We start from the raw sequence: 19,702 nt of genomic DNA, 5'->3' as shown, positions 1-19,702 counted from the left end.
GATTCGGCCTGTTCACCGTCGAGTCCTGGGAGGTCGGAACGTGAACGTTCGCCTGGCAGCTGGCGACACCACGGGGATCGGTAACCGCCCGGTGAGCGGGCGTCCCTCGTCCGCCCAACTGCGGGTCAAGCGCGCCGTCGACGTGCTGCTGGCGCTGGCCATACTGGTGCTCACCGCGCCGCTCGTGGCGGTCGCCGCGCTGCTCGTGCTGGCCCAGTTCGGCCCGCCCGTGTGCTTCAGCCAGGTCCGGACCGGCCGGCACGGGCGGCGGTTCCGGATCTACAAGCTGCGGACGATGTCCGACGAGCGCGACGCCGACGGTGTCCTGCTGCCCGACGGGGTCCGCTGCCGGGGGGTCGGTCCCGTCCTGCGTCGACTCAGCATCGACGAGCTGCCCCAGCTCTGGAACGTCCTGCGCGGGGACCTCAGCCTGGTCGGCCCGCGGCCCCTGCTGCCCCGCTACGACCCCTGGTACTCCGACCCGGAGCGGCGTCGCTTCCTCATGCCGCCCGGGCTGACCGGCCTGCAACAGATCAGCGGGCGCAACACCCTCGCCTGGGACGACCGGCTCGCCCTGGACACCCGCTACGTCGACGAGTGGTCGCTGCGGCTGGACCTGTGGATCCTGGTCCGCACGGTCGGGAAGGTGCTGCGGGGCACCGGCGTCGTCCTCGACCCGTCCGCGCACATGCTGGACCTCGACCAGGAGCGGCAGCTCACGTGCCTGCCGTCCTGACCGCCGCCGCCGGGGTCACCGCCGGGGTCACCGCCCTCGACGGGCCCGCCGACCCCGCGCTGGGCCCGGTCACCCGGCTGCTGGCCGAGGCGATCCCGGCCGACTGCGCGGGCCTGGTGCCGTACCACGCGCCCGGGTACGCCGCGTTCCTGTCCGCCGCGCTGGCCCCTCCGGCCGGCTCCCGCACCGTCCTGCTGCGCTGCGTCCGGGACGGCACGGACGTGCTGGCCGTGGCGGACTGGCGGTGGCTCGGGCGGCAGTTGCTGCTCAACGGGATCGCGGTGGCCCGGGGGGCGCGGGGCTCGGGCCTGGGCGGCGCGCTGCTGGCCGACGGCCTGCGGCTGGCCCGCCGGCTGCGGTGCGCCGCGCTGGCCCTGGACGTGTCGCGCGACAATGCCGGCGCCCGGCGGCTGTACCGGCGCTTCGGCTTCGCCGGCCGGTCGCACAGCTCCTGGGCGGAGGTGCCGATCGCGGCGGGGGCCGGCCCCGGACCCCGCTTCGCCGACTGGCCGGCCTTCGCCGCCCACCGCGCCGCCTACGGCTTCGGCGACCTGCGGGTGCTCACCGCCGCCGGCCCGGTGACCGTCCGGGCGGTCGGCCCGACGCTGCGGGTGCCCGCCGGCCCGGAGGCCGGCGGGCTCGCCACGACGCTCGCCGGGCCGCTCGGCGCCACCCGGGCCTGGGCCGTCCGGGACGGGTGGGACGCCGAGGGCTTCGCCCGGTTCACCAGGATGCTGCGGCCCGTCACGCCCGGTTGAGCACCGCCGAGACCAGCTCCCGCGCCTCCTGCTGGATCCGGGCCAGGTGGTCGGGGCCCTGGAAGGACTCGGCGTAGATCTTGTAGACGTCCTCGGTGCCGGAGGGACGGGCGGCGAACCAGCCGGACGCGGTGGTCACCTTGAGCCCGCCGATCGCCGCGCCGTTGCCCGGGGCGGTGGTCAGCGTCGCGGTGATCGGCTCGCCGGCCAGCTCGGTCGCGGTCACCTGGTCCGGGGAGAGCTTGGCGAGCACCGCCTTCTCCTGCCGGCTCGCCGGTGCGTCGATCCGGGCGTACGCAGGGGCGCCGAACCGCTCGGCCAGCTCGGCCCAGTGCTGGCTCGGCGTCTTCTGCGTGGTCGCGATGATCTCCGAGGCGAGCAGGCAGAGCAGGATGCCGTCCTTGTCGGTGGTCCAGGTGCTCCCGTCGCGGCGCAGGAACGACGCCCCCGCGCTCTCCTCGCCGCCGAAGCCGACGGACCCGTCGAGCAGGCCCGGCACGAACCACTTGAACCCGACCGGCACCTCCAGCAGCGGCCGGCCCAGGTCGGCGGCGACCCGGTCGATCATCGAGGAGGAGACCAGGGTCTTGCCGACGGCGGCGGCCGGGCCCCACTGCGACCGGGTGCGGAACAGGTGGCCGATCGCCACCGCCAGAAAGTGGTTGGGGTTCATCAGGCCGCCGTCGGGGGTGACGATGCCGTGCCGGTCGGCGTCGGCGTCGTTGCCGGTGGAGACCTGGTAGTCGGCCCGGGCGGCGATCAGCGACGCCATCGCGTTCGGCGACGAGCAGTCCATCCTGATCTTGCCGTCGCCGTCGAGGGTCATGAACCGCCACGTCGGGTCGACCGTCGGGTTGATCACCGTGAGGTCGAGGCGGTGCCGCTGCGCGATCTCCCCCCAGTACGCCACGCTGGCCCCGCCGAGCGGGTCGGCGCCGATGCGCACCCCGGCGTCCCGGACGGCGTCGAGGTCGACCACGGCGGGCAGGTCGTCGACGTAGCGGCCGAGGAAGTCGTACTCACCGGTGGTGTCGGCGGCGCGGGCCCGCGCGTACGGGATGCGCTGCACCTCCTTGAGCCCGGCGGCGAGGATCGCGTTCGCCCGGTCCTGGATCCACCTCGTGACGTCCGTGTCCGCCGGACCGCCGTTGGTCGGGTTGTACTTGAACCCGCCGTCGTCGGGCGGGTTGTGCGACGGGGTGATCACGATGCCGTCGGCCAGGCCGGAGGTGCGGCCCCGGTTGTGGGTGAGGATGGCGTGCGACACCGCCGGGGTGGGGGTGTAGCCGTCGCGGCTGTCCAGCAGCACGGTGACCCCGTTGGCGGCGAGCACCTCCAGCGCGTCGACGGCCGCCGGGGCGGACAGCGCGTGGGTGTCCCGGCCGAGGAAGAGCGGACCGTCGAGGCCCTGCTCCCGGCGGTAGTCGCAGAGCGCCTGGGTGACGGCGAGGATGTGGTCGGAGTTGAACGCGTTGCGCAGGCTCGACCCCCGGTGCCCGGAGGTGCCGAAGGACACCTGCTGCGTCGGGTCGTCCGGATCGGGGTGCTCGGCGTAGTAGGCGGTGACCAGCCGGGGCACGTCGACCAGGTCGGCGGGCTCGGCGGGTTGACCGGCACGGGGGTGGGCCACTGCGCAACCTCCAGGGACGGGACGGACGCTGACTCTTTCCCGGAGACGGCCGGGGTCACACGTGACTCAGGGTTCGACCCGCTGGCCCTTGCCGATCACCACGATCCCGTTGTCGGAAACGGTGTAGCGCTGCCGGTCCTTCTCCAGGTCGACACCGATCTCGGCCCCCTCGGGAACGATGACGTTCTTGTCCAGGATGGCGCGGCGGACCACGGCGTGCCGGCCGATCTCGACCCCCTCCATCAGCACCGCGCCGTCGACGTGCGCCCAGGAGTGCACCTTGACCTTCGGCGAGACGATCGAGTTCTCCACCAGGCCGCCGGAGATCACCGCGCCGGGCGAGACCATCGACGCCACGGCCCGGCCGACCCGCTCGCCCCACTGGTGGACGAACTTCGCCGGCGGGTACGGCGGCTGATCGGTGTAGATGGGCCACTCGAAGTTGTAGAGGTTGAACACCGGGTGCACGTTGATCAGGTCCATGTGCGCGTCGTAGAACGAGTCGAGCGTCCCCACGTCCCGCCAGTAGCCGAGGTCGCGGTCGGTGCTGCCGGGCACCTCGTTGTCGCGGAAGTCGTAGACGTTCGCCTCGCCCCGTTCGACCATCATCGGGATGATGCTGCCGCCCATGTCGTGCTTGCTGGTCTTGTCCTCCGCGTCCCGCTCGACGGCCTCCAGGAGGACCTTCGTGGTGAACACGTAGTTGCCCATCGAGGCGTAGACCTGGTCCGGCGCGTCGGGCAGCCCGGCAGCGTCGGTGGGCTTCTCCCGGAACGCCCGGATGCGCCGGCCGTCCTCGCCGACCTCGATCACGCCGAACTGGTCGGCCATCGAGAGCGGCTGGCGGATGCCCGCGACCGTCACCCCGGCGCCCGAGGCGATGTGGTCGTCCACCATCTGCCGGGGGTCCATCCGGTAGATGTGGTCCGCGCCGAAGACGATCACGTAGTCCGGCTGCTCGTCGTGGACCAGGTTGAAGCTCTGGTAGATGGCGTCGGCCGACCCGGCGAACCACCACGGGCCCCGGCGCTGCTGCGCCGGCACCGGCGTGACGTAGTTGCCGAGCAGCGTCGACATCCGCCACGTCTTGGTGATGTGCCGGTCCAGTGAGTGGGACTTGTACTGGGTCAGCACAACGATCTTGAGGAAGCTGGCGTTGGCGAGGTTGGACAGGACGAAGTCGACCATGCGGTACATCCCGCCGAACGGGACGGCCGGTTTGGCCCGGTCCGTGGTGAGCGGCATCAGGCGCTTGCCTTCCCCACCGGCCAGGACGATCGCGAGCACCTTGTCAGCCATGACCAGACGCTAACCACCCGCCCGCCACTTCACCACTCGGACGGGCGGACTTCTGCACTAGGGTGCGGGCATGACCGACTCCTCCCCGGCCACGGCAGCACTCCGCGTCGACCTGCTCACCCGCGAGTACCCGCCGGAGGTGTACGGCGGGGCCGGGGTACACGTCGAGTACCTCGCCCGGGAGCTGCGCCGGCTCGCCGACGTACGGGTGCACTGCTTCGGCGCGCCCCGCACCGAGCCGGGCGTCACCGCGTACGCCGAGCCGGCCGGCCTGGCCGGCGCGAACGCCGCGCTGCGCACCATGGGCGTCGACCTGGAGATGGCCGCCGGCTGCGCCGGGGCCGACGTGGTGCACAGCCACACCTGGTACGCCAACTTCGCCGGGCACACCGCGAAGCTGCTGCACGGCGTCCCGCACGTGGTCACCGCGCACAGCCTGGAGCCGCTGCGACCGTGGAAGGCCGAGCAGCTCGGCGGCGGCTACGCGTTGTCCTCCTGGTGCGAGCGCACGGCGTACGAGTCGGCCGACGCCATCGTGGCGGTGAGCGCGGGAATGCGCGCGGACGTGCTGGCGGCGTACCCGATGGTGGACCCGGACCGGGTGCGGGTGCTCCACAACGGCATCGACACCATCCAGTACGCCCCGGACACCGGCACCGACGTGATGGACCGGCTCGGCATCGACCCGGCCCGCCCGAGCGTCGTGTACGTGGGGCGGATCACCCGGCAGAAGGGGCTGCCCTACCTGCTGCGGGCGGCCCGGGAGTTGCCGGCCGACACCCAGCTCGTGCTGCTCGCCGGGGCCCCCGACACCCCCGAGATCGCCGCCGAAGTCGAGGGCCTGGTCACGGAGCTGCGGGCGAACCGGTCCGGAGTGGTCTGGGTGGCCGAGATGCTGCCCAAGCACGAGGTGATCCAGGTGCTCACCCACGCCACAGTCTTCGCCTGCCCGTCGGTATACGAGCCGATGGGCATCGTCAACCTGGAGGCGATGGCCTGCGAGACGGCCGTGGTGGCCACCGCCACCGGCGGCATCCCCGAGGTCGTCGCCGACGGCGAGACCGGGCTGCTCGTGCCCATCGACCAGGCGGGCGACGGCTCGGGCCGGCCACTCGACCCGGACCGCTTCGTGGCCGACCTGGCGGCGACGATCAACGAGGTGCTGGCCGACCCGACCCGCACCGCCGAGTTCGGCCGGGCCGGGCGGCGGCGCGCCGTCAAGCACTTCTCCTGGGACACCGTCGCCGAGCAGACCCTGGCGCTCTACCGCTCCCTACTCTGACGGGTGACATGGTGGTGCCGGGGCGGTGACCGACGTCGGGCCGGGTCGGTCGGGCCGGGTCGCGCCGGTGACCGACGTCATGTGACGCGGAGGGTGGCGGCGAGGCGGGTCAGGCCGGCGGGCGCGGTGGGGGAACGCGCCACGACGGCCACCAGGTGCCGTGCCGCCGGGCGGTCGTGCACCTCTTGCCGCGCGCGGTGCGCTCGGCCTCCAGCACCGCCCGGCCCGGGCGACCACCCGGGCGGCCTCGACCGCGACGACGCCGCCCGCGATGCCGGCGGCCTCGGCCTCGCGGGCCGCTTGCCCCGCCCGGTCGAGCAGGTCGCAGGCCCCGCGCCCGTCGCCCCGGTCGGCGGCGGCCAGGCCGGCCTGGAGCAGCAGGTCCCCGGCAGGGACGGGTCGGCGCGAGGATCGGCACCGAACCGGGGCGGCGTGATGCGGTGCGCGGCGACGGCAGCGGTCACTACGGCGAGAGGTAGCGGCTGACGCCAACGTGGCGGCAAGTCAAAAGGAGTTGCATACTCCGCTCGTCACGCCAGATGGCGTCTCTGGCCAACTTCTCGGAGTAAGCTGTCTCGTCCTGCAACAATGGGGTTGCCGCCCGACAGGCCCCACGCGGTCCTGCCGGGAACAGCACCGAGCAGGCATCCGCGGCCGCAAACGCTGGCGGGAGTTCCTGAGCTTCCTTAAGCGCCGCCGGGGCGCGGATTGTGTTCAATCCGCGCCCCGGCCCATAGGTCACCGAAAAGGGGTTAGTGGTTGCGCCGCCGACGACGAAGCCACGCCGCCAATCCTATCGCCAACAGAATCGCTCCACCGACGATAAGCGCAGTGCCGATGACGACTCACCAGGCCTCCTGTACTACTGCCGCGATGACTTCTTGCGCATAATGAGGATGAGCAGCAGGACGCTCATGAGTAAGATCGCTACGGATAGTCCCGCTGAACGCCAACCGCTAGTCGCGATCTCCACGGTCGCAGCCGTTCCTGCCAGGAGCATCGCTAATACCAGGAGATAGCGAAGCAATTTCTGTTTCAAATGGAACTCCTACCATCCGCATTCATCGACCATCTCCTTGCCTTCCGCCCCGAACGCAAACAGGCTTGCCACGGCGACGGCGCCGCTCGCGATAGTTACGGGGGTTGTCAAGACAGCGACTTCGAAGATGATCGCCGCTGCAACTGTGGCCAAAACTTTAGTCTTACATGTCTGGCCAGTCGGGTCGAGGTAGTTCACCGGGTTGCAAGCCGCGTAGGCGTACCGGTTGCCGGTCTTCGGGCTGCCGATGAAGCTGAGGTTGTCCTGTTGGGTGAAGCGGCCCTGTTGGGGGTTGTACCAGCGTTGTCCGAACTTGGTGAGCCCGGTGGTCGAGTCGTAGGTGCCGCCGGTGTAGCGGATGAGGTTGGTGGTGCCGAGGTTGGTTTCGTCGGTGGTGGTGGCGTTGCCGTAGGGGTCGTACTTGTAGGTGGCGGCGAGGGTGCCGTTGGCCTTGACGGCGGCGACGGGGGTGCCGAGTCCGTCGAGGACGAACGCGGTGTCGGTGGTGCCGATGCGCAGGCCGAGGGGGGTGCCGATGGCGTCGCGTTCGACGTAGACGGTGCTGCCGCTCGCGGTCCAGGACTGCAGCCAGGGCATGCCGTTCTGGTCCTCGTAGCCGTACTGCAGGGTGGTGGTGCCGGCGCGGGTGAGTTCGACCTGGTCGGTGCCGGCGTAGGCGTAGGTGCCGGTGTTCGCGGCGGTCATCTGGTTGGCGCCGTTGTAGGTCATGGGGTTGACGGTGGGGCTGCTGGCGCGGGTCTGGTTGCCGCGGTTGTCGTAGGTGTTGTAGGTGGTGGTGATCTGGTTGGCGGTGTTGTAGGTCAGGGTCTGGGTGGTGGTGCCGTCGACCTTGACGCTGGTGCGGTTGCCGTTGCTGTTGTAGGCGTATTCGTAGGTCTTGCTGTTGTAGTTGGTGGCCTTGGTCAGCCGGTTGGCGTTGTCGTAGGTGAACTCGCTGATCGCACTGGACACCTCGTCCTTCTGCCACTGGCGCAGGCCGGTGTCGTCGGCGGTGGCGGTGGAGCAGGGCTGCCCGGAGGTGTACTCGGCGTAGCAGTAGGTGACGTCGAAGACGGTGGCGGGGGCGGCGGAGTTGCGGGTGGCGGTGATGCGGGTGGGCCGGTCGGACTTGTCGTAGACCGTCTTGACCCGCAGGGCGTAGACGCTGTTGGTCGCGTCGGTGGCGAACCAGGTGTTGAGGCGGTTGCCGTCCTTGTCGTAGGAGTAGTTGTAGCGGGTGGCGCTGGCGGTGTCGGTGCGCACCAGCCAGTTGCGGGTGTTGTAGTAGTTCGTGGTGGTGCCCCGGCCGTCGGTCAACTCGGTGAGGTTGCCGGCGAGGTCGTGCTCGTAGACGAAGGCGGCGGTGCCGGGGTTGGTGCGCTTGTGCAGCCGGTTGAGCTGGTCGTATTCCCAGGTGGTGGTGCCGGTGGAGTCGGTGCGGCTGATCGCGTTGCCGGCCCGGCCGTACACGAAGGTCACGTCGGTGAGGGTGCCGCAGCCGGAGTAGCTGGTCTTCTGGACCCGGTCGTCCTTGCTCCACTCGTTCGTGGTGGTGCACCCGCCCTGGGTGACGGTGGCGATCCGGCCGAGGACGTCGTAGGTGAACGTCTTCACCGCCAGGCCGTTGCCGGTGGGCGGCGTCAGCGTGGTGATCTGCTTGTCGCTGTCGTAGGTGTAGGTGGTGGGGTTGTTGGTGTTCGCCGGGTCGGTGGAGGACTTGACGGTGCCGTTGGTGTTGTAGTCGACGTCGGCCTTGGCGGCGAGGGCGTCGGCGGTGGAGGTGCGGTTACCGGCGCCGTTGTAGGTGTAGGTGGAGGAGTTGCTCTGGGTGTCGATCGACGAGGACGGCTGGAAGTTCGCCGTCGGGTTCGTCGAGGTCGCCGCGTTGGCGTACGCCGCCGAGGCGCTCGCCCCGGAGGGGGAGGCGGACTTCGTCAGCGACTCGCCGGCGTTGGCGCCGTACGTGTTGGTGACGGTGCTGCCCTCGGGGCTGACGTCGGTGGCGACGTCGCTGAACGGGGTGTAGGTCTTGGAGCGCTCGTTGCCGGCGGGGTCGGTGGTCTTGGTGACCCGCTTGTCGCTGTTGAGGTCGTAGGTGGTGTGTGGCACCGACGCGACCGGCTGGGACAGGTCCTGCCGGGGGTCGGCGACCTTGGTCTGCGACGAGGTGGGGTAGGCGAACCGGGTCGTCGCGCCCTGGCCGGTGGCGTTGTTGGTGACCTGGGTGAACGAGGTGACCCGGTGCTGACCGTCGTAGGTGACGGTGCTGTAGGTGTCGTCCTTGGTCCAGATCTTCACCAGGTCACCGGCGGTGTTGTACTCGAACGCCCACCGCCGGGCCGACGCCGGGGTCTGGATGGCCTTGAGCCGGTTGTTGGTGTCGTATTCGTAGGTCACCTCCCGCAGCACGTCGTATCCGTCGCTCTGCTGGTACTTCGTCAGCCGGCCGTTGGCGAACGTCGCGGTCGCCTTGCGGGCGTACGCGCCGCCCCGGTCCGACGTCACCTGGGTGAGCTGCCCGCCGCTGTAGACGTAGTCGGTGACGTTGTCGTTGCGGTCCTCGGTCTTGTCCAACAGACCGTCGGAGGTGAAGAACAACTCCTTACCGCTGCCGTGCTCGGTCAGCTTCCACCCCGTGCCGTTGTGCGCGAGGGTGGCCTTGAGCTCCCCGGGCGAGGTGTAGGCCGAACCGGAGGCCGTGAACTTACCCACCACCCCGTCGGCGGCCGCGTAGGTCACCGAACCGTCGTCGGCGGGGTAGAGCTTGACGTCCTGCCCGGAGCGGGTCCGCCAACCCGGGCCGTGCGCCCCGACCGCCAGGTCACTGCCCAGCATCAGGCTGTTGAACGCCGCGCCGAGCGTTACGTTCCCGGCGATCCCCGGCAGCGTCAGGTCCGTGCTAAGCAGCATCAGGTTGCCGGACCCGACGTTGACCTTCGCCTCCAGGCGGTCGGTCAGCGAGAACGACACCTGCGTGCCGTTGCGCACCGGCCCGGTGCCCTTCGGCACCGACGGCGCCGCCCCCGCGGCCGACACCGGCAGCGCCTGACGCCGCGGACTGTTGAACAACCACACCTTCGACGACGACCGCGGCGACACCTGCGGCGTCGACGTCGTCTCCTTCGCCGCCGCAGGCGCGGCGGACACGGCCGGCGGAACCGCCAGCACCGAAGCGGCCAGCAGCGCGGACGCCACCCCTATAGCCGCATGACGTTGAACCATGAACACCCCTGATCAATGGATGACCGGCAGACCTGTTTCCACCGGAAATTGGACACACTTCACCGCACCCGGCACGACACAAACCGGAACCGGCGCAGGCTGAAACAGCACCCGGCTATGCAGGCGCCAAGAAGGTAAGAAGTAGAAAAATACTGTCTCGCGAAAGTTGATGCTCGGTCAGTCGTCGGCGCACCGCTGGTGAACGACCGCCTCACACGTCGGCTCCACCCCTGCCAGAGATGCCAGATCCCGATTAACGCGGGACGCCGCCTCCGCGAACAGCGGAACAAGCCACGCCGCGACCGTGAGCCCGCAGGAGAGCGCAACAATGCGCATCGTCAACACCGCGAGCTGGGTAAATTTCGGCTCTCGTCCTGACTCATGTATCCCCCGTAGATGCCGCTAATTGTCATCCATCAATCATTGCTTTGACACAAGCTATCTGCCGACCAGACGGCAGGTCAAGGACGATTACAAACGGAAGGGACCAAAGCTGCATAAGCACGCGAATCAGCTCCAGTCGGTAGCTCTACGTGATCACGCTGTATACGGGAGCCGGAGTCCGTCGGGCGCGCTGGGGCGCAACGTGGTCTGGCTCGGCCCCGACGGCAAGGCCCGGCCGTTCACCCGGATGCGCCGCCGAGGTCGAGGGCCTGGTGGCTGAGCTGCGGGGAGGTGCTGGCCGATCGCGGCGTTGGTTTCGTCTTTCTGCCACTGCCGCAGGCCGGTGTCGTCGGTTTCGGTGGTGCAGGGCTGCCCGGCGGTGTACTCGGCGCCGCCCGCACCCTGAGCTCTACCGCTCGCTGTTCGGGTGAGGCAGCAAGGCCACTCTTGCCAACGGCCGGCAGGATGGCGGCATGGGTTGGCGGAGAAGACGTGTGCCAAACCGGCTGCGCAGCCGTTGGCTGCCCGGGTACTGGCTGCGCCACCCCCTGCTCAGCCTCGTGGTCCTGCTGTTCGCAGCGGTGGGGCTCCTGCTGCTCGGAATCGACTCGGCCTACCGCACCCACCGCTTGAACACGTACGGCGTGCACGCTGCGGCGACGGTGCTGGAAGTACACGGCCTCGGGCAGAACTCGTACGTGGTGGCCTCGTTCACCACCGCCGACGGCCACCACGTCGTCACGCAGATCACCGACTACTACTGGAATCCACGGCCGCGGGTGGGCGATGCGGCCACCGTGCTCTACGACCCCGCCTCCCCCGACGCGATCGTCCGCGACGTGCGCATCGGCGACGACCACCTCACCGCGTGGGTTGGCTTCGGCCTGGGTGCGGCGCTGGGATCGGGGGGTGCCGTCTTCCTGTGGCGCACCTGGTCGATGTGGCGCGAGAACGCCGAGGACTGGCGGTCCGGGCGCCACTTCGCCTGACGGCAGGCTGGGATCAGGTGACGTGCAGGGTGGCGGCCAGCCGGGCCACGCCGGCCGGGGCAGCGGCGGAGCGTGCCACGACGGCGACCACGTCCCGTACCGCCGGCCGGTCGTGCACCTCGCCGCGCGCGGTGCGTTCCGCGTCCAGCAGCGCCCGGCCCGCCCGGAGCATGTCGCCCGTCTGCGCGTACGCGCGGGCGGCGTCGATGAGGTACGCGGCCCGATGCTCGGGCGGCAGCCACCGCCACTCGTCGCCGGCCGTCAGCCGCTCGTGCCGTACCACCGCCGCCGCGACGTCCCCGAGGGCCGCCTCGGCCACCACCCGGGCGGCCTCGACCGCCGCCCGCCCGAAGCCTCCGTCGCCGACCCCGACGTCCCGGACGGCCTCCGCAGTCCGCGCGGCCTGGGCGGCCTCCGCAGCCTGGGCGAGCAGTTCCTGGACGTCGCATTCGTCCCCCCGCCCGGCGGCGGCGAGGGCGGCCTGGAGCAGCAGGGTGCCGAGCAGGGACGGATCGGCCGGAGGATCGGCACCGGGCCGGGGCGGCATGATGCGATGGGCGGCGACGACGGCAGCCTCCATCGCGGACCGTTGCCGGCCGCCGTACCTCAGGGCCTGAGCCAGCGGCACGGTGGCGACGGCGGCCACCTTCGGGTCGTTCGTGGCCATGGCGACGGCCATCCCCCGGTCGGCGGCCAGCCAGGCCAGCTCCCCCTGGTCGACCTTCACCAGCACCAGGGCGATGAGCCCGTACACGGGTACCAACAGGTCGTCGGTCGCCCGGCCGGGGCGGGTGGCCCGCGCCGCGCGGGCGGCGTCGAGCAGGCCGGGCAGCAGGGTCAGCAGCTCCGGGTAACGGGCGTGCCGGTAGCTCTGCTCCGCGTGGCCCAGACGGGCCCGCAGCTCCGCGACGTCGGGCGGCCGGGTCGAGGCCTCGACGTGGTACCGGGCCAGGGCGGCCCGGACCCGCTCCACGCCTGCGGCGGCGGGGTCCGGCTGCCCCGGCCGCTCCGCGAGCAGGGCCTCCAGATCGATACGAAGCGCGTCGGCGATCTCCCGCAGGTTGGAGACCCGTTCAAGCCGGCGCACCCCGCGCTCGACCTTGTCCACCCAACTCTTCGACTTGCCGAGGCGGTCGGCGAACTGCTGCTGCGTCATGTTCCGCCGCACCCGCCACTGGGCGACCCGCCGGCCCACCGGCAACTCGTTCACCGCCGACCCGTCCCGCTCATCCGAAGATCCCGAGCAGGAGCAGCACGAGTACGACCAGCGCGACCGTGAGGCCATAGGTGTACTGCCGCCGGGTGAGGGGCCTGCGGTCCGGGCGGGGCGGACAGGGCACCCGGTCCCCGTCGGGGTGCGGAGGCCGGGCACCCGGAACCGGGTACGCCGCCGGCAGCGGACCGTCATGCGGGCGCTCGGGCATCTGTGCCTCCTAGCGGAGAGTGTCAGGGCAGAGGGCGGGGTGGCAAGGGGAGACCACCCCGCCAGTAGAGGTGCTCCGCTGCTGACGAGAGGACCTCTACTCGCAACTTAGAGTGCAGTGAGTACAGAGTCAACACAACATGCACAGGATGTTGTGTTGGGTGACATGCTCAATGGGCTGACGAGAGGCGGCCTTGCCATGCCCAGACAACCCGTGTACGACCAAGTCATCACCGATGTGATCGCGTCAATACAGTCCGGGGCACTGCAACCCGGAGCCAAGCTGCCGTCCATCGCGGAACTCTGCGAGCAGTACAGCGCCAGCGCAACGCCGATCAGGCTGGCCCTACGGATCCTTGACGAGCGGGGCTGGATCGAGGTGCACCAGGGCAAGGGCTCGTTCGTGGCACCAGAACCGCCCGCCTGAAGCCCATGTCCACGTAGGCGTCGGCACCCCGCCTGGCGCCGCCCGCCCCGTCAGGCTGCTAGGTGGCTGCCCATGATCGTCTGCTGTTTACGGACAACTCCGCCGGCGTGTCGTGTCAGTTTTCAGCAGACGATCATGGGGAGCGCTGATGACCGGCCAGCAGACGATCAAGGGGACGCCTCAAGCACGAGGGCGTACGGCTACCCGGCGGGCACCTGGTCCTTGACGTCGTCGTAGCCGGCCTCCGCGGGTGCGGCGGTCGGCGAGTAGATCACGCGGATCGCGCCCGTCGGGAACACCTCCGTCGCCACCACCCGCAGGTGGTACGGCACGTCGCCGTCGTCGAAGAGCTTGCGTCCCTTACGCGCCGCCACCGGATGCACCAGCAGGCGCAGCTCGTCGACCAGCCCTGCGGCGAGCAGTTGCTGCACCACGGAGATCGACCCGGGGATGAGGATGCCCCTAATGCCGGCGTCGGCCTTGAGAACGGTGACGGCGTCGACGAGATCGCCCTGGATCAGCTCGGAATTCCGCCAGGAGAACTCCGGCCGCTGGCGCGAGACGACCAACTTGCGCGTGTCTCCGAGCTGCTTGGCGAACGCCGCGTCGTCCCCGCCCGCAGCCTCGCGATCGGGCCAGGCGCCGGCGAAGCTGTCGTAGGTCTCGCGGCCGATGAGCAGCACGTCGGCGGTGTCGTAGTCCTCGCCGACGGCGCGGCCCATGTTGTCGTCGAAGTACGGGAAGTGCCAGTCGGGGTCGATCTCGGCCACCCCGTCGGCGGAGATGAACAGCGTGGAGACAACCTTGGCCATCGCCATGATCCTTTCGAGTCTGTCAGCAGTGCTAGGTGGCCGCATCCTCGCGTACCCGTCTGACGGTCTCGCCGGCCGGCGTCACGCGGCGGGCCGACTTTCCGCCGCGAACCCGTAACGAACCAGTTAGCGATTTGACGCGTTTGTCGGGCCGAAGCGACCACCAAGTGCCAGCATCCGGCGAGACTGAACGGGCCGGGTCCGACCGGCTGCTGGCGAACGGGAGGGAACCGACATGGGCACGTACGCGGTGACGGGTGCCGCCTCGGGCATGGGCAGGGCCGCCGCCGAGCGGCTGCGCGGTGACGGGCACACCGTCGTCGGGGTGGACCTGCGGGACGTCGAGGTCATCGCCGACCTGTCCACGCCGACAGGCCGCGCGGCGGCGGCGGCCGAGGTGCTGGAGCGCGTCGGGGGCCGGCTCGACGGCGCGGTCTGCGCTGCCGGGCTGGGTGGCATCCCGGGGCGGGACCGCATGGTGCAGCAGGTCAACTTCTTCGGCGTCGTGGATCTGCTCGAGGCGTGGCGGCCCGCGCTGGCCGCAGCCGGCAACAGCAAGGTCGTGGTGTTCGGCTCGAACTCCGTCACGCTCACCCCGATGGTGCCGGAGGGCGCCGTGCGGGCCCTGCTCGCCCGGAACCCCGACAAGGCGCTGCGTGTGGTGGGGCGCTTCGGCAAACGGTCGGCACCCTTCGCGTACGCCAGCTCGAAGATGGCGGTGACGCGGTGGGCGCGCCGCAGCGCGATCTCGCCGGAGTGGGCCGGCGCCGGCATCCGGGTCAACGTCCTCGCCCCAGGCATCATCGCTACCCCGCTGCTCGACGAGCAGATCGCCCGGGGCGAGAAGGAGTCGGTCGAGCAGTTGGCCGTGCCGATCGGCGGACGCGGCAAGCCGGCGGACGTCGGCGAGTGGGTGGCGTTCATGCTGTCGCCGGCCGCCGACTTCCTCTGCGGCTCGGTGATCTTCCTGGACGGCGGCTCCGACGCCTACTTCCGCACCGACGACTGGCCCGCCTCCACCGGCCCCGCCGGGATCATCCGCTACCTGCGGCGCGCGAAGGCATGGCGGACCAGCCGACACTGACCCGGCCAGCCGTCCGGCGGGCAGCGGAGCCGAAGGAGCGCGCAACCGAGCGCGAGACGATCTCGCACAGTAGGTTGGCGGAGTGACTGGACGGTTCCCGATCGAAGACGTCTCCCCCGTCGTCTCCTGCGGTCGCTACCCGGCCAAGGCGGTGGTCGGCGAGGCGGTGCCCGTGTCGGCGCGCGCCTACCGGGAGGGGCACGACGCGCTGGGCTGCAACGTGGTCTGGCTCGGCCCCGACGGCAAGGCCCGGCCGTTCACCCGGATGCGCCCCGGCGAGCCCGGCCAGGACCGCTGGCACGCCACCATCCGCCCCGACGCCGTCGGCGCGTGGACCTTCGCCGTCGAGGCGTTCCAGGATCCGTACCTGACCTGGCAGAACGCGGTGACCAAGAAGGTCGCCGCCGGCCAGGGCCCGGCGGAGCTGGCCAACGACCTGGCCGAAGGCGCGCGGGTGCTGACCGCCGCCGTGGACCTCGTGCCGGCCGGCGACGCCGAGCGGGTGACGGCGGCGGTGGCGGCGCTACGCGACGAGCGGCTGGACCTGCCCCGGCGGGTCGCCCCGGCCCTCGACCTGGCCGACCTGCTCTGGGCGCACCCGGTGCGCGAGCTGGTCACCACCGGCGAGGAGCACCGGCTCTGGGTGGATCGCCCCCGGGCGCTCTTCTCCGCCTGGTACGAGTTCTTCCCCCGCTCGGAGGGGGCGATCCCCGCCACGGTCGACGCGCCCGCCCGGTCGGGCACGTTCGTCACCGCGATGGACCGACTGCCCGGGGTCGCGGCGATGGGCTTCGACGTGCTCTACCTGCCGCCGATCCACCCGATCGGCCGGGTCAACCGCAAGGGCCCCAACAACACGCTCACCGCCGGCCCCGACGACGTGGGCTCGCCGTGGGCAATCGGCGCAGCCGAGGGCGGCCACGACGCCATCCACCCCGACCTGGGTACGCCGGCGGACTTCCGCGACTTCGTCGCCGCAGCCGCCGAGCAGGGCCTGGAGGTGGCGCTGGACCTGGCGTTGCAGTGCGCCCCCGACCACCCGTGGGTGACCGAGCACCCGGAGTGGTTCACCACCCGGGCCGACGGCAGCATCGCGTACGCGGAGAACCCGCCGAAGAAGTACCAGGACATCTACCCGGTGAACTTCGACAACGACCCGGAGGGCATCCGGGTGGAGATCCTGCGGGTGGTGCTGCACTGGATCGGCGAGGGGATCCGGATCTTCCGGGTGGACAACCCGCACACCAAGCCGTTGGACTTCTGGCACTGGCTGATCGCCGAGGTCAAGAAGGTCGAACCGGACGTGCTGTTCCTCGCCGAGGCGTTCACCCGGCCGGCGATCATGCACGGGCTCGGAAAGATCGGCTTCACCCAGTCGTACACCTATTTCACCTGGCGCACGACGCCGGCCGAGATGCGGGAGTACTGCGAGGAACTGGTCGCCTCGGCCGACCACATGCGGCCGAACTTCTGGCCGAACACGCCGGACATCCTGCACGAGACGTTGCAGCACGGCGGGCCGCCGATGTTCAAGATCAGGGCGGTGCTGGCCGCGCTGCTCTCCCCCTCCTGGGGCATGTACGCCGGCTACGAGCTGTTCGAGCACACCGCCCGCCCCGGCGCGGAGGAGTACCTGGACAACGAGAAGTTCGAGCTGCGCCCCCGGGACTGGGCAAGCGCGCAGGAGCAGGGGCGCTCGCTGGCCCCGTTCGTCGCCACCCTCAACCGGATCCGGCGCGACAACCCGGCCCTGCACCGGCTGCGCAACCTGGTCTTCCACGACATCGACAACCCGGCGCTGCTGTGCTGGTCCAAGCACGACCCGGACACCGGCAACGCGGTGATCGTGGTCTGCTCGTTCGACTCGCAGGCCGTGCAGTGGGGCAATACCACCCTCGACATACCGGCGCTGGGCCTCGACTGGCACGAGCGGTTCACCGTGCACGACGAGCTGACCGGCGCCAGCTACGACTGGGGGCAGCACAACGCGGTACGGCTCGACCCGTACCTGCAACCCGCGCACGTGTTCACGGTGCGCCGGCCGGTCCCGCCCCCGGTGGAACCGACCGCGCCAGCCGCGCCCGACCTGACCGTGCAGGACGTGCCCTCCGAACTCTCCGGGGGCACCGCCCCCACCGCTGCGGCTGACAAGGACGACGCACGATGGACCAGCTGATCGCCGGCGTGGCGCACGACCCGCACGCCGTGCTCGGCGCGCACCCCGCCGACGGGCGCACCACCGTCCGCATCCTGCGCCGGGGCGCTCAGGCGGTGAGCGTGCTCGTCGGCGACGAGCGGCACCCGGCGACCCGGGTGCACGACGCGGGCGTCTTCGAGGCCGTCCTGCCCGGTGAGGTGCTCGACTACCGGGTCGAGGTCGACGGCGCGGTGCACGACGACCCGTACCGTCACCCGCCCACCCTCGGCGAGCTGGACCTGCACCTGATCGGCGAGGGGCGGCACGAGCGGCTGTGGGAGGCGCTCGGCGCCCGGGTCCGCGACGGGGGCGTGGCGTTCGCCGTGTGGGCGCCCAACGCGCGCGGCGTGCGGGTGATCGGCGACTTCACCGGCTGGGGCCCGGACGACGGCTGGCCGATGCGCTCGCTCGGCTCCAGCGGGGTGTGGGAGATCTTCGTCCCCGACGCGCCCGAGGGCGCGCGGTACAAGTACCGGGTGCTCGGGGCCGACGGGCACTGGCGGGACAAGGCCGACCCCATGGCCGCGTACGCGGAGGTGCCGCCGGCCACCGCGTCGGTGGTGCACCGCTCGACGTACGAGTGGAACGACGCCGACTGGCTGGCGCGACGCGCGCGGCGGCAGCCACACCAGGAGCCGATGAGCGTGTACGAGGTGCACCTCGGCTCGTGGCGGCCCGGCCTCGGCTACCGGGAGCTGGCCGAGCAGCTCACCGCGTACGTCACCGAGCTGGGCTTCACCCACGTGGAGTTCATGCCGGTGATGGAGCACCCGTTCGGCGGCTCCTGGGGCTACCAGGTGACCGGCTACTACGCGCCGACGTCCCGGTTCGGCAACCCGGACGACTTCCGGCACCTCGTCGACACCCTGCACGCCGCCGGGATCGGGGTGCTCCTGGACTGGGTGCCGGCGCACTTCCCCAAGGACGAGTGGGCCCTGGGCCGGTTCGACGGCACCCCGCTGTACGAGCACCCCGACCCGCGCCGCGGCGAGCACCCCGACTGGGGCACGTACGTCTTCGACTTCGGCCGCCGCGAGGTGCGCAACTTCCTGGTCGCCAACGCGCTGTACTGGTGCGACGAGTTCCACGTCGACGGGCTGCGGGTCGACGCCGTCGCCTCGATGCTCTACCTGGACTACTCCCGCCCCGAGGGGCAGTGGCTGCCCAACGAGCACGGCGGCCGGGAGAACCTGGAGGCGATCGCCCTGATGCAGGAGGTCAACGCCACCGTCTACAAGCACCACGCCGGGGTGGTGATGATCGCCGAGGAGTCCACCTCCTGGCCGGGCGTGACCCGGCCGACCGCCGACGGCGGGCTGGGCTTCGGGTTCAAGTGGAACATGGGCTGGATGCACGACACCCTGCTCTACACCTCGAAGGACCCGATCCACCGGCAGCACCACCACCACCAGCTCACCTTCTCCCTCGCGTACGCGTGGAGCGAGAACTTCGTGCTGCCGATCAGCCACGACGAGGTGGTCCACGGCAAGGGCTCCCTTGCCGCCAAGATGCCCGGGGACACCTGGCAGCGGCTGGCCAACGTGCGGGCGCTGCTGGCGTACATGTGGGCGCACCCGGGCAAGCAGCTCCTGTTCATGGGCTGCGAGCTGGGCGACGACCGGGAGTGGAGCGAGGAGCGCGGCCTCGACTGGTACCTGCTGCACGACCCGGTTCGGGCCGGCGTGCAGCGCCTCGTCGGCGACCTCAACCGCGTCTACCGGGGCACCCCCGCGCTGTGGGCGCAGGACACCGAACCGGCCGGGTTCCGCTGGATCGCTGGCGACGACGTCACCCACAACACGGTGTCGTTCGTCCGGATCGCCCCCGACGGCGCGACCCTGGTCTGCGTGGCGAACTTCTCCGCCCTGCCGCTGGAGGACTACCGGATCGGGCTGCCCGCCGCCGGTACGTGGACGGAGGTGCTCAACACCGACGCCCACCACTACGGCGGGTCGGGGGTGGGCAACCTTGGCGAGGTGCACGCCGAGGACGTGCCCTGGCACGGCCTGCCGGCCTCCGTGGCGCTGCGGGTGCCGCCGCTCGGCGCCCTCTGGCTGCGCCGCGACTGAGCCGGGCGTCAGTCGGGATCCGCACCTCGGAGGGTGAGGACGGAGCGAGGTACGGCCGCTGGGTCGGCCTGGGCTCCTTCGGTCCCTATGGAGCTGCCCCGTTTGTGCTATCGGCGGGGTGGGAGCGTAGACGGGGCAGCTCCAAAGGGGCCGCCGGGCATGTCTCCAACCAGGTGGGCGGGCATTCGCCAGGCCGCCGTCGGACTACCCGGTATGCGGGACGGCATGGGCGGCGTAGCGGCGACGCGGCGAGACGGGGCTCCCGAGGGGGGTCCGCCCTGTCGTTCCGCCTGCGGCGCTGTCAGGCTCTGGCCTGCGCGCAGGCCCCTCTGATCCGTCTCACAGCTTCGT

14 protein-coding genes are annotated in these 19,702 nt (G+C 71.0%); 8 read left to right on the top strand and 6 right to left on the bottom strand.

Going from position 1 to position 19,702, the window contains the following annotated elements; translation table 11 throughout:
* The first annotated feature begins 40 nt into the window (after positions 1 to 40).
* Together ACQPZO_RS10225 and ACQPZO_RS10220 are read left to right on the top strand one after the other, a co-directional pair.
* Positions 41 to 736 (top strand): sugar transferase, encoded by a 696-nt coding sequence (locus ACQPZO_RS10225; RefSeq protein ID WP_433349144.1) that lies wholly within the window; start codon positions 41 to 43, stop codon positions 734 to 736.
* Positions 721 to 1,494, top strand: a complete 774-nt coding sequence (locus tag ACQPZO_RS10220; RefSeq protein ID WP_433349142.1) for a GNAT family N-acetyltransferase — start codon at positions 721 to 723, stop codon at positions 1,492 to 1,494. The genes ACQPZO_RS10225 and ACQPZO_RS10220 overlap by 16 nt, the downstream gene beginning before the upstream one ends.
* Here the strand turns inward: ACQPZO_RS10220 and pgm are convergent.
* Both pgm and glgC read right to left on the bottom strand, forming a co-directional pair.
* Positions 1,481 to 3,124 carry a phosphoglucomutase (alpha-D-glucose-1,6-bisphosphate-dependent) gene (pgm, locus tag ACQPZO_RS10215; protein WP_433349140.1) on the bottom strand — a complete coding sequence of 548 codons (1,644 nt, stop codon included), beginning with the start codon at positions 3,122 to 3,124 and terminating at the stop codon, positions 1,481 to 1,483. The genes ACQPZO_RS10220 and pgm overlap by 14 nt on opposite strands.
* Positions 3,125 to 3,190: 66 nt before the next feature.
* Complete coding sequence (glgC, locus tag ACQPZO_RS10210) at positions 3,191 to 4,423, bottom strand: glucose-1-phosphate adenylyltransferase (RefSeq protein WP_433349138.1); 1,233 nt, start codon at positions 4,421 to 4,423, stop codon at positions 3,191 to 3,193.
* A gap of 70 nt (positions 4,424 to 4,493) precedes the next feature.
* On the opposite strand from glgC, the gene glgA reads away from it, so the two are divergent.
* Complete coding sequence (gene glgA, locus ACQPZO_RS10205) at positions 4,494 to 5,705, top strand: glycogen synthase (protein ID WP_433349136.1); 1,212 nt, start codon at positions 4,494 to 4,496, stop codon at positions 5,703 to 5,705.
* Positions 5,706 to 6,753: 1,048 nt separating this feature from the next.
* Here the strand turns inward: glgA and ACQPZO_RS10200 are convergent.
* Positions 6,754 to 9,966 (bottom strand): RHS repeat-associated core domain-containing protein, encoded by a 3,213-nt coding sequence (locus ACQPZO_RS10200; RefSeq protein ID WP_433349134.1) that lies wholly within the window; start codon positions 9,964 to 9,966, stop codon positions 6,754 to 6,756.
* An 878-nt stretch (positions 9,967 to 10,844) separates the two neighbouring features.
* Between ACQPZO_RS10200 and ACQPZO_RS10195 the strand changes: the two genes are divergently transcribed.
* Entirely contained in the window at positions 10,845 to 11,339 is a 495-nt protein-coding gene (locus tag ACQPZO_RS10195; protein ID WP_433349131.1) for a DUF3592 domain-containing protein, read from the top strand.
* Between the two features lie 13 nt (positions 11,340 to 11,352).
* Here the strand turns inward: ACQPZO_RS10195 and ACQPZO_RS10190 are convergent, their stop codons facing one another.
* Positions 11,353 to 12,549, bottom strand: coding sequence for a helix-turn-helix domain-containing protein (locus ACQPZO_RS10190; RefSeq protein WP_433349129.1), 1,197 nt, complete (start codon positions 12,547 to 12,549; stop codon positions 11,353 to 11,355).
* A gap of 16 nt (positions 12,550 to 12,565) precedes the next feature.
* Positions 12,566 to 12,763, bottom strand: a complete 198-nt coding sequence (locus ACQPZO_RS10185) for a hypothetical protein (RefSeq protein ID WP_433349127.1) — start codon at positions 12,761 to 12,763, stop codon at positions 12,566 to 12,568.
* A 165-nt stretch (positions 12,764 to 12,928) separates the two neighbouring features.
* On the opposite strand from ACQPZO_RS10185, the gene ACQPZO_RS10180 reads away from it, so the two are divergent.
* Positions 12,929 to 13,189: a winged helix-turn-helix domain-containing protein gene (locus ACQPZO_RS10180; RefSeq protein ID WP_433350918.1), complete on the top strand. Its 261-nt coding sequence runs from the start codon at positions 12,929 to 12,931 to the stop codon at positions 13,187 to 13,189.
* 200 nt (positions 13,190 to 13,389) lie between these two features.
* Here the strand turns inward: ACQPZO_RS10180 and ACQPZO_RS10175 are convergent, their stop codons facing one another.
* Complete coding sequence (locus tag ACQPZO_RS10175; protein ID WP_433349125.1) at positions 13,390 to 14,001, bottom strand: dihydrofolate reductase family protein; 612 nt, start codon at positions 13,999 to 14,001, stop codon at positions 13,390 to 13,392.
* Between the two features lie 235 nt (positions 14,002 to 14,236).
* Between ACQPZO_RS10175 and ACQPZO_RS10170 the strand changes: the two genes are divergently transcribed.
* The 3 genes from ACQPZO_RS10170 (at position 14,237) to glgB (ending at position 19,351) form a co-directional block, all read left to right on the top strand.
* Complete coding sequence (locus ACQPZO_RS10170) at positions 14,237 to 15,085, top strand: SDR family oxidoreductase (protein ID WP_433349123.1); 849 nt, start codon at positions 14,237 to 14,239, stop codon at positions 15,083 to 15,085.
* 82 nt (positions 15,086 to 15,167) lie between these two features.
* The gene (locus ACQPZO_RS10165) at positions 15,168 to 17,261 is read left to right on the top strand and encodes a maltotransferase domain-containing protein (protein WP_433349121.1); all 2,094 of its coding nucleotides are present in this window, start codon (positions 15,168 to 15,170) and stop codon (positions 17,259 to 17,261) included.
* Positions 17,249 to 19,351, top strand: coding sequence for a 1,4-alpha-glucan branching protein GlgB (gene glgB, locus ACQPZO_RS10160; RefSeq protein ID WP_433349119.1), 2,103 nt, complete (start codon positions 17,249 to 17,251; stop codon positions 19,349 to 19,351). The genes ACQPZO_RS10165 and glgB overlap by 13 nt, the downstream gene beginning before the upstream one ends.
* The last annotated feature ends 351 nt before the right edge of the window (positions 19,352 to 19,702 follow it).

The sequence above is a fragment of the Micromonospora sp. CA-111912 genome (assembly GCF_050948415.1).
GTDB lineage: Bacteria > Actinomycetota > Actinomycetes > Mycobacteriales > Micromonosporaceae > Micromonospora.
This window is presented reverse-complemented; position numbering and strand designations above follow the sequence as displayed.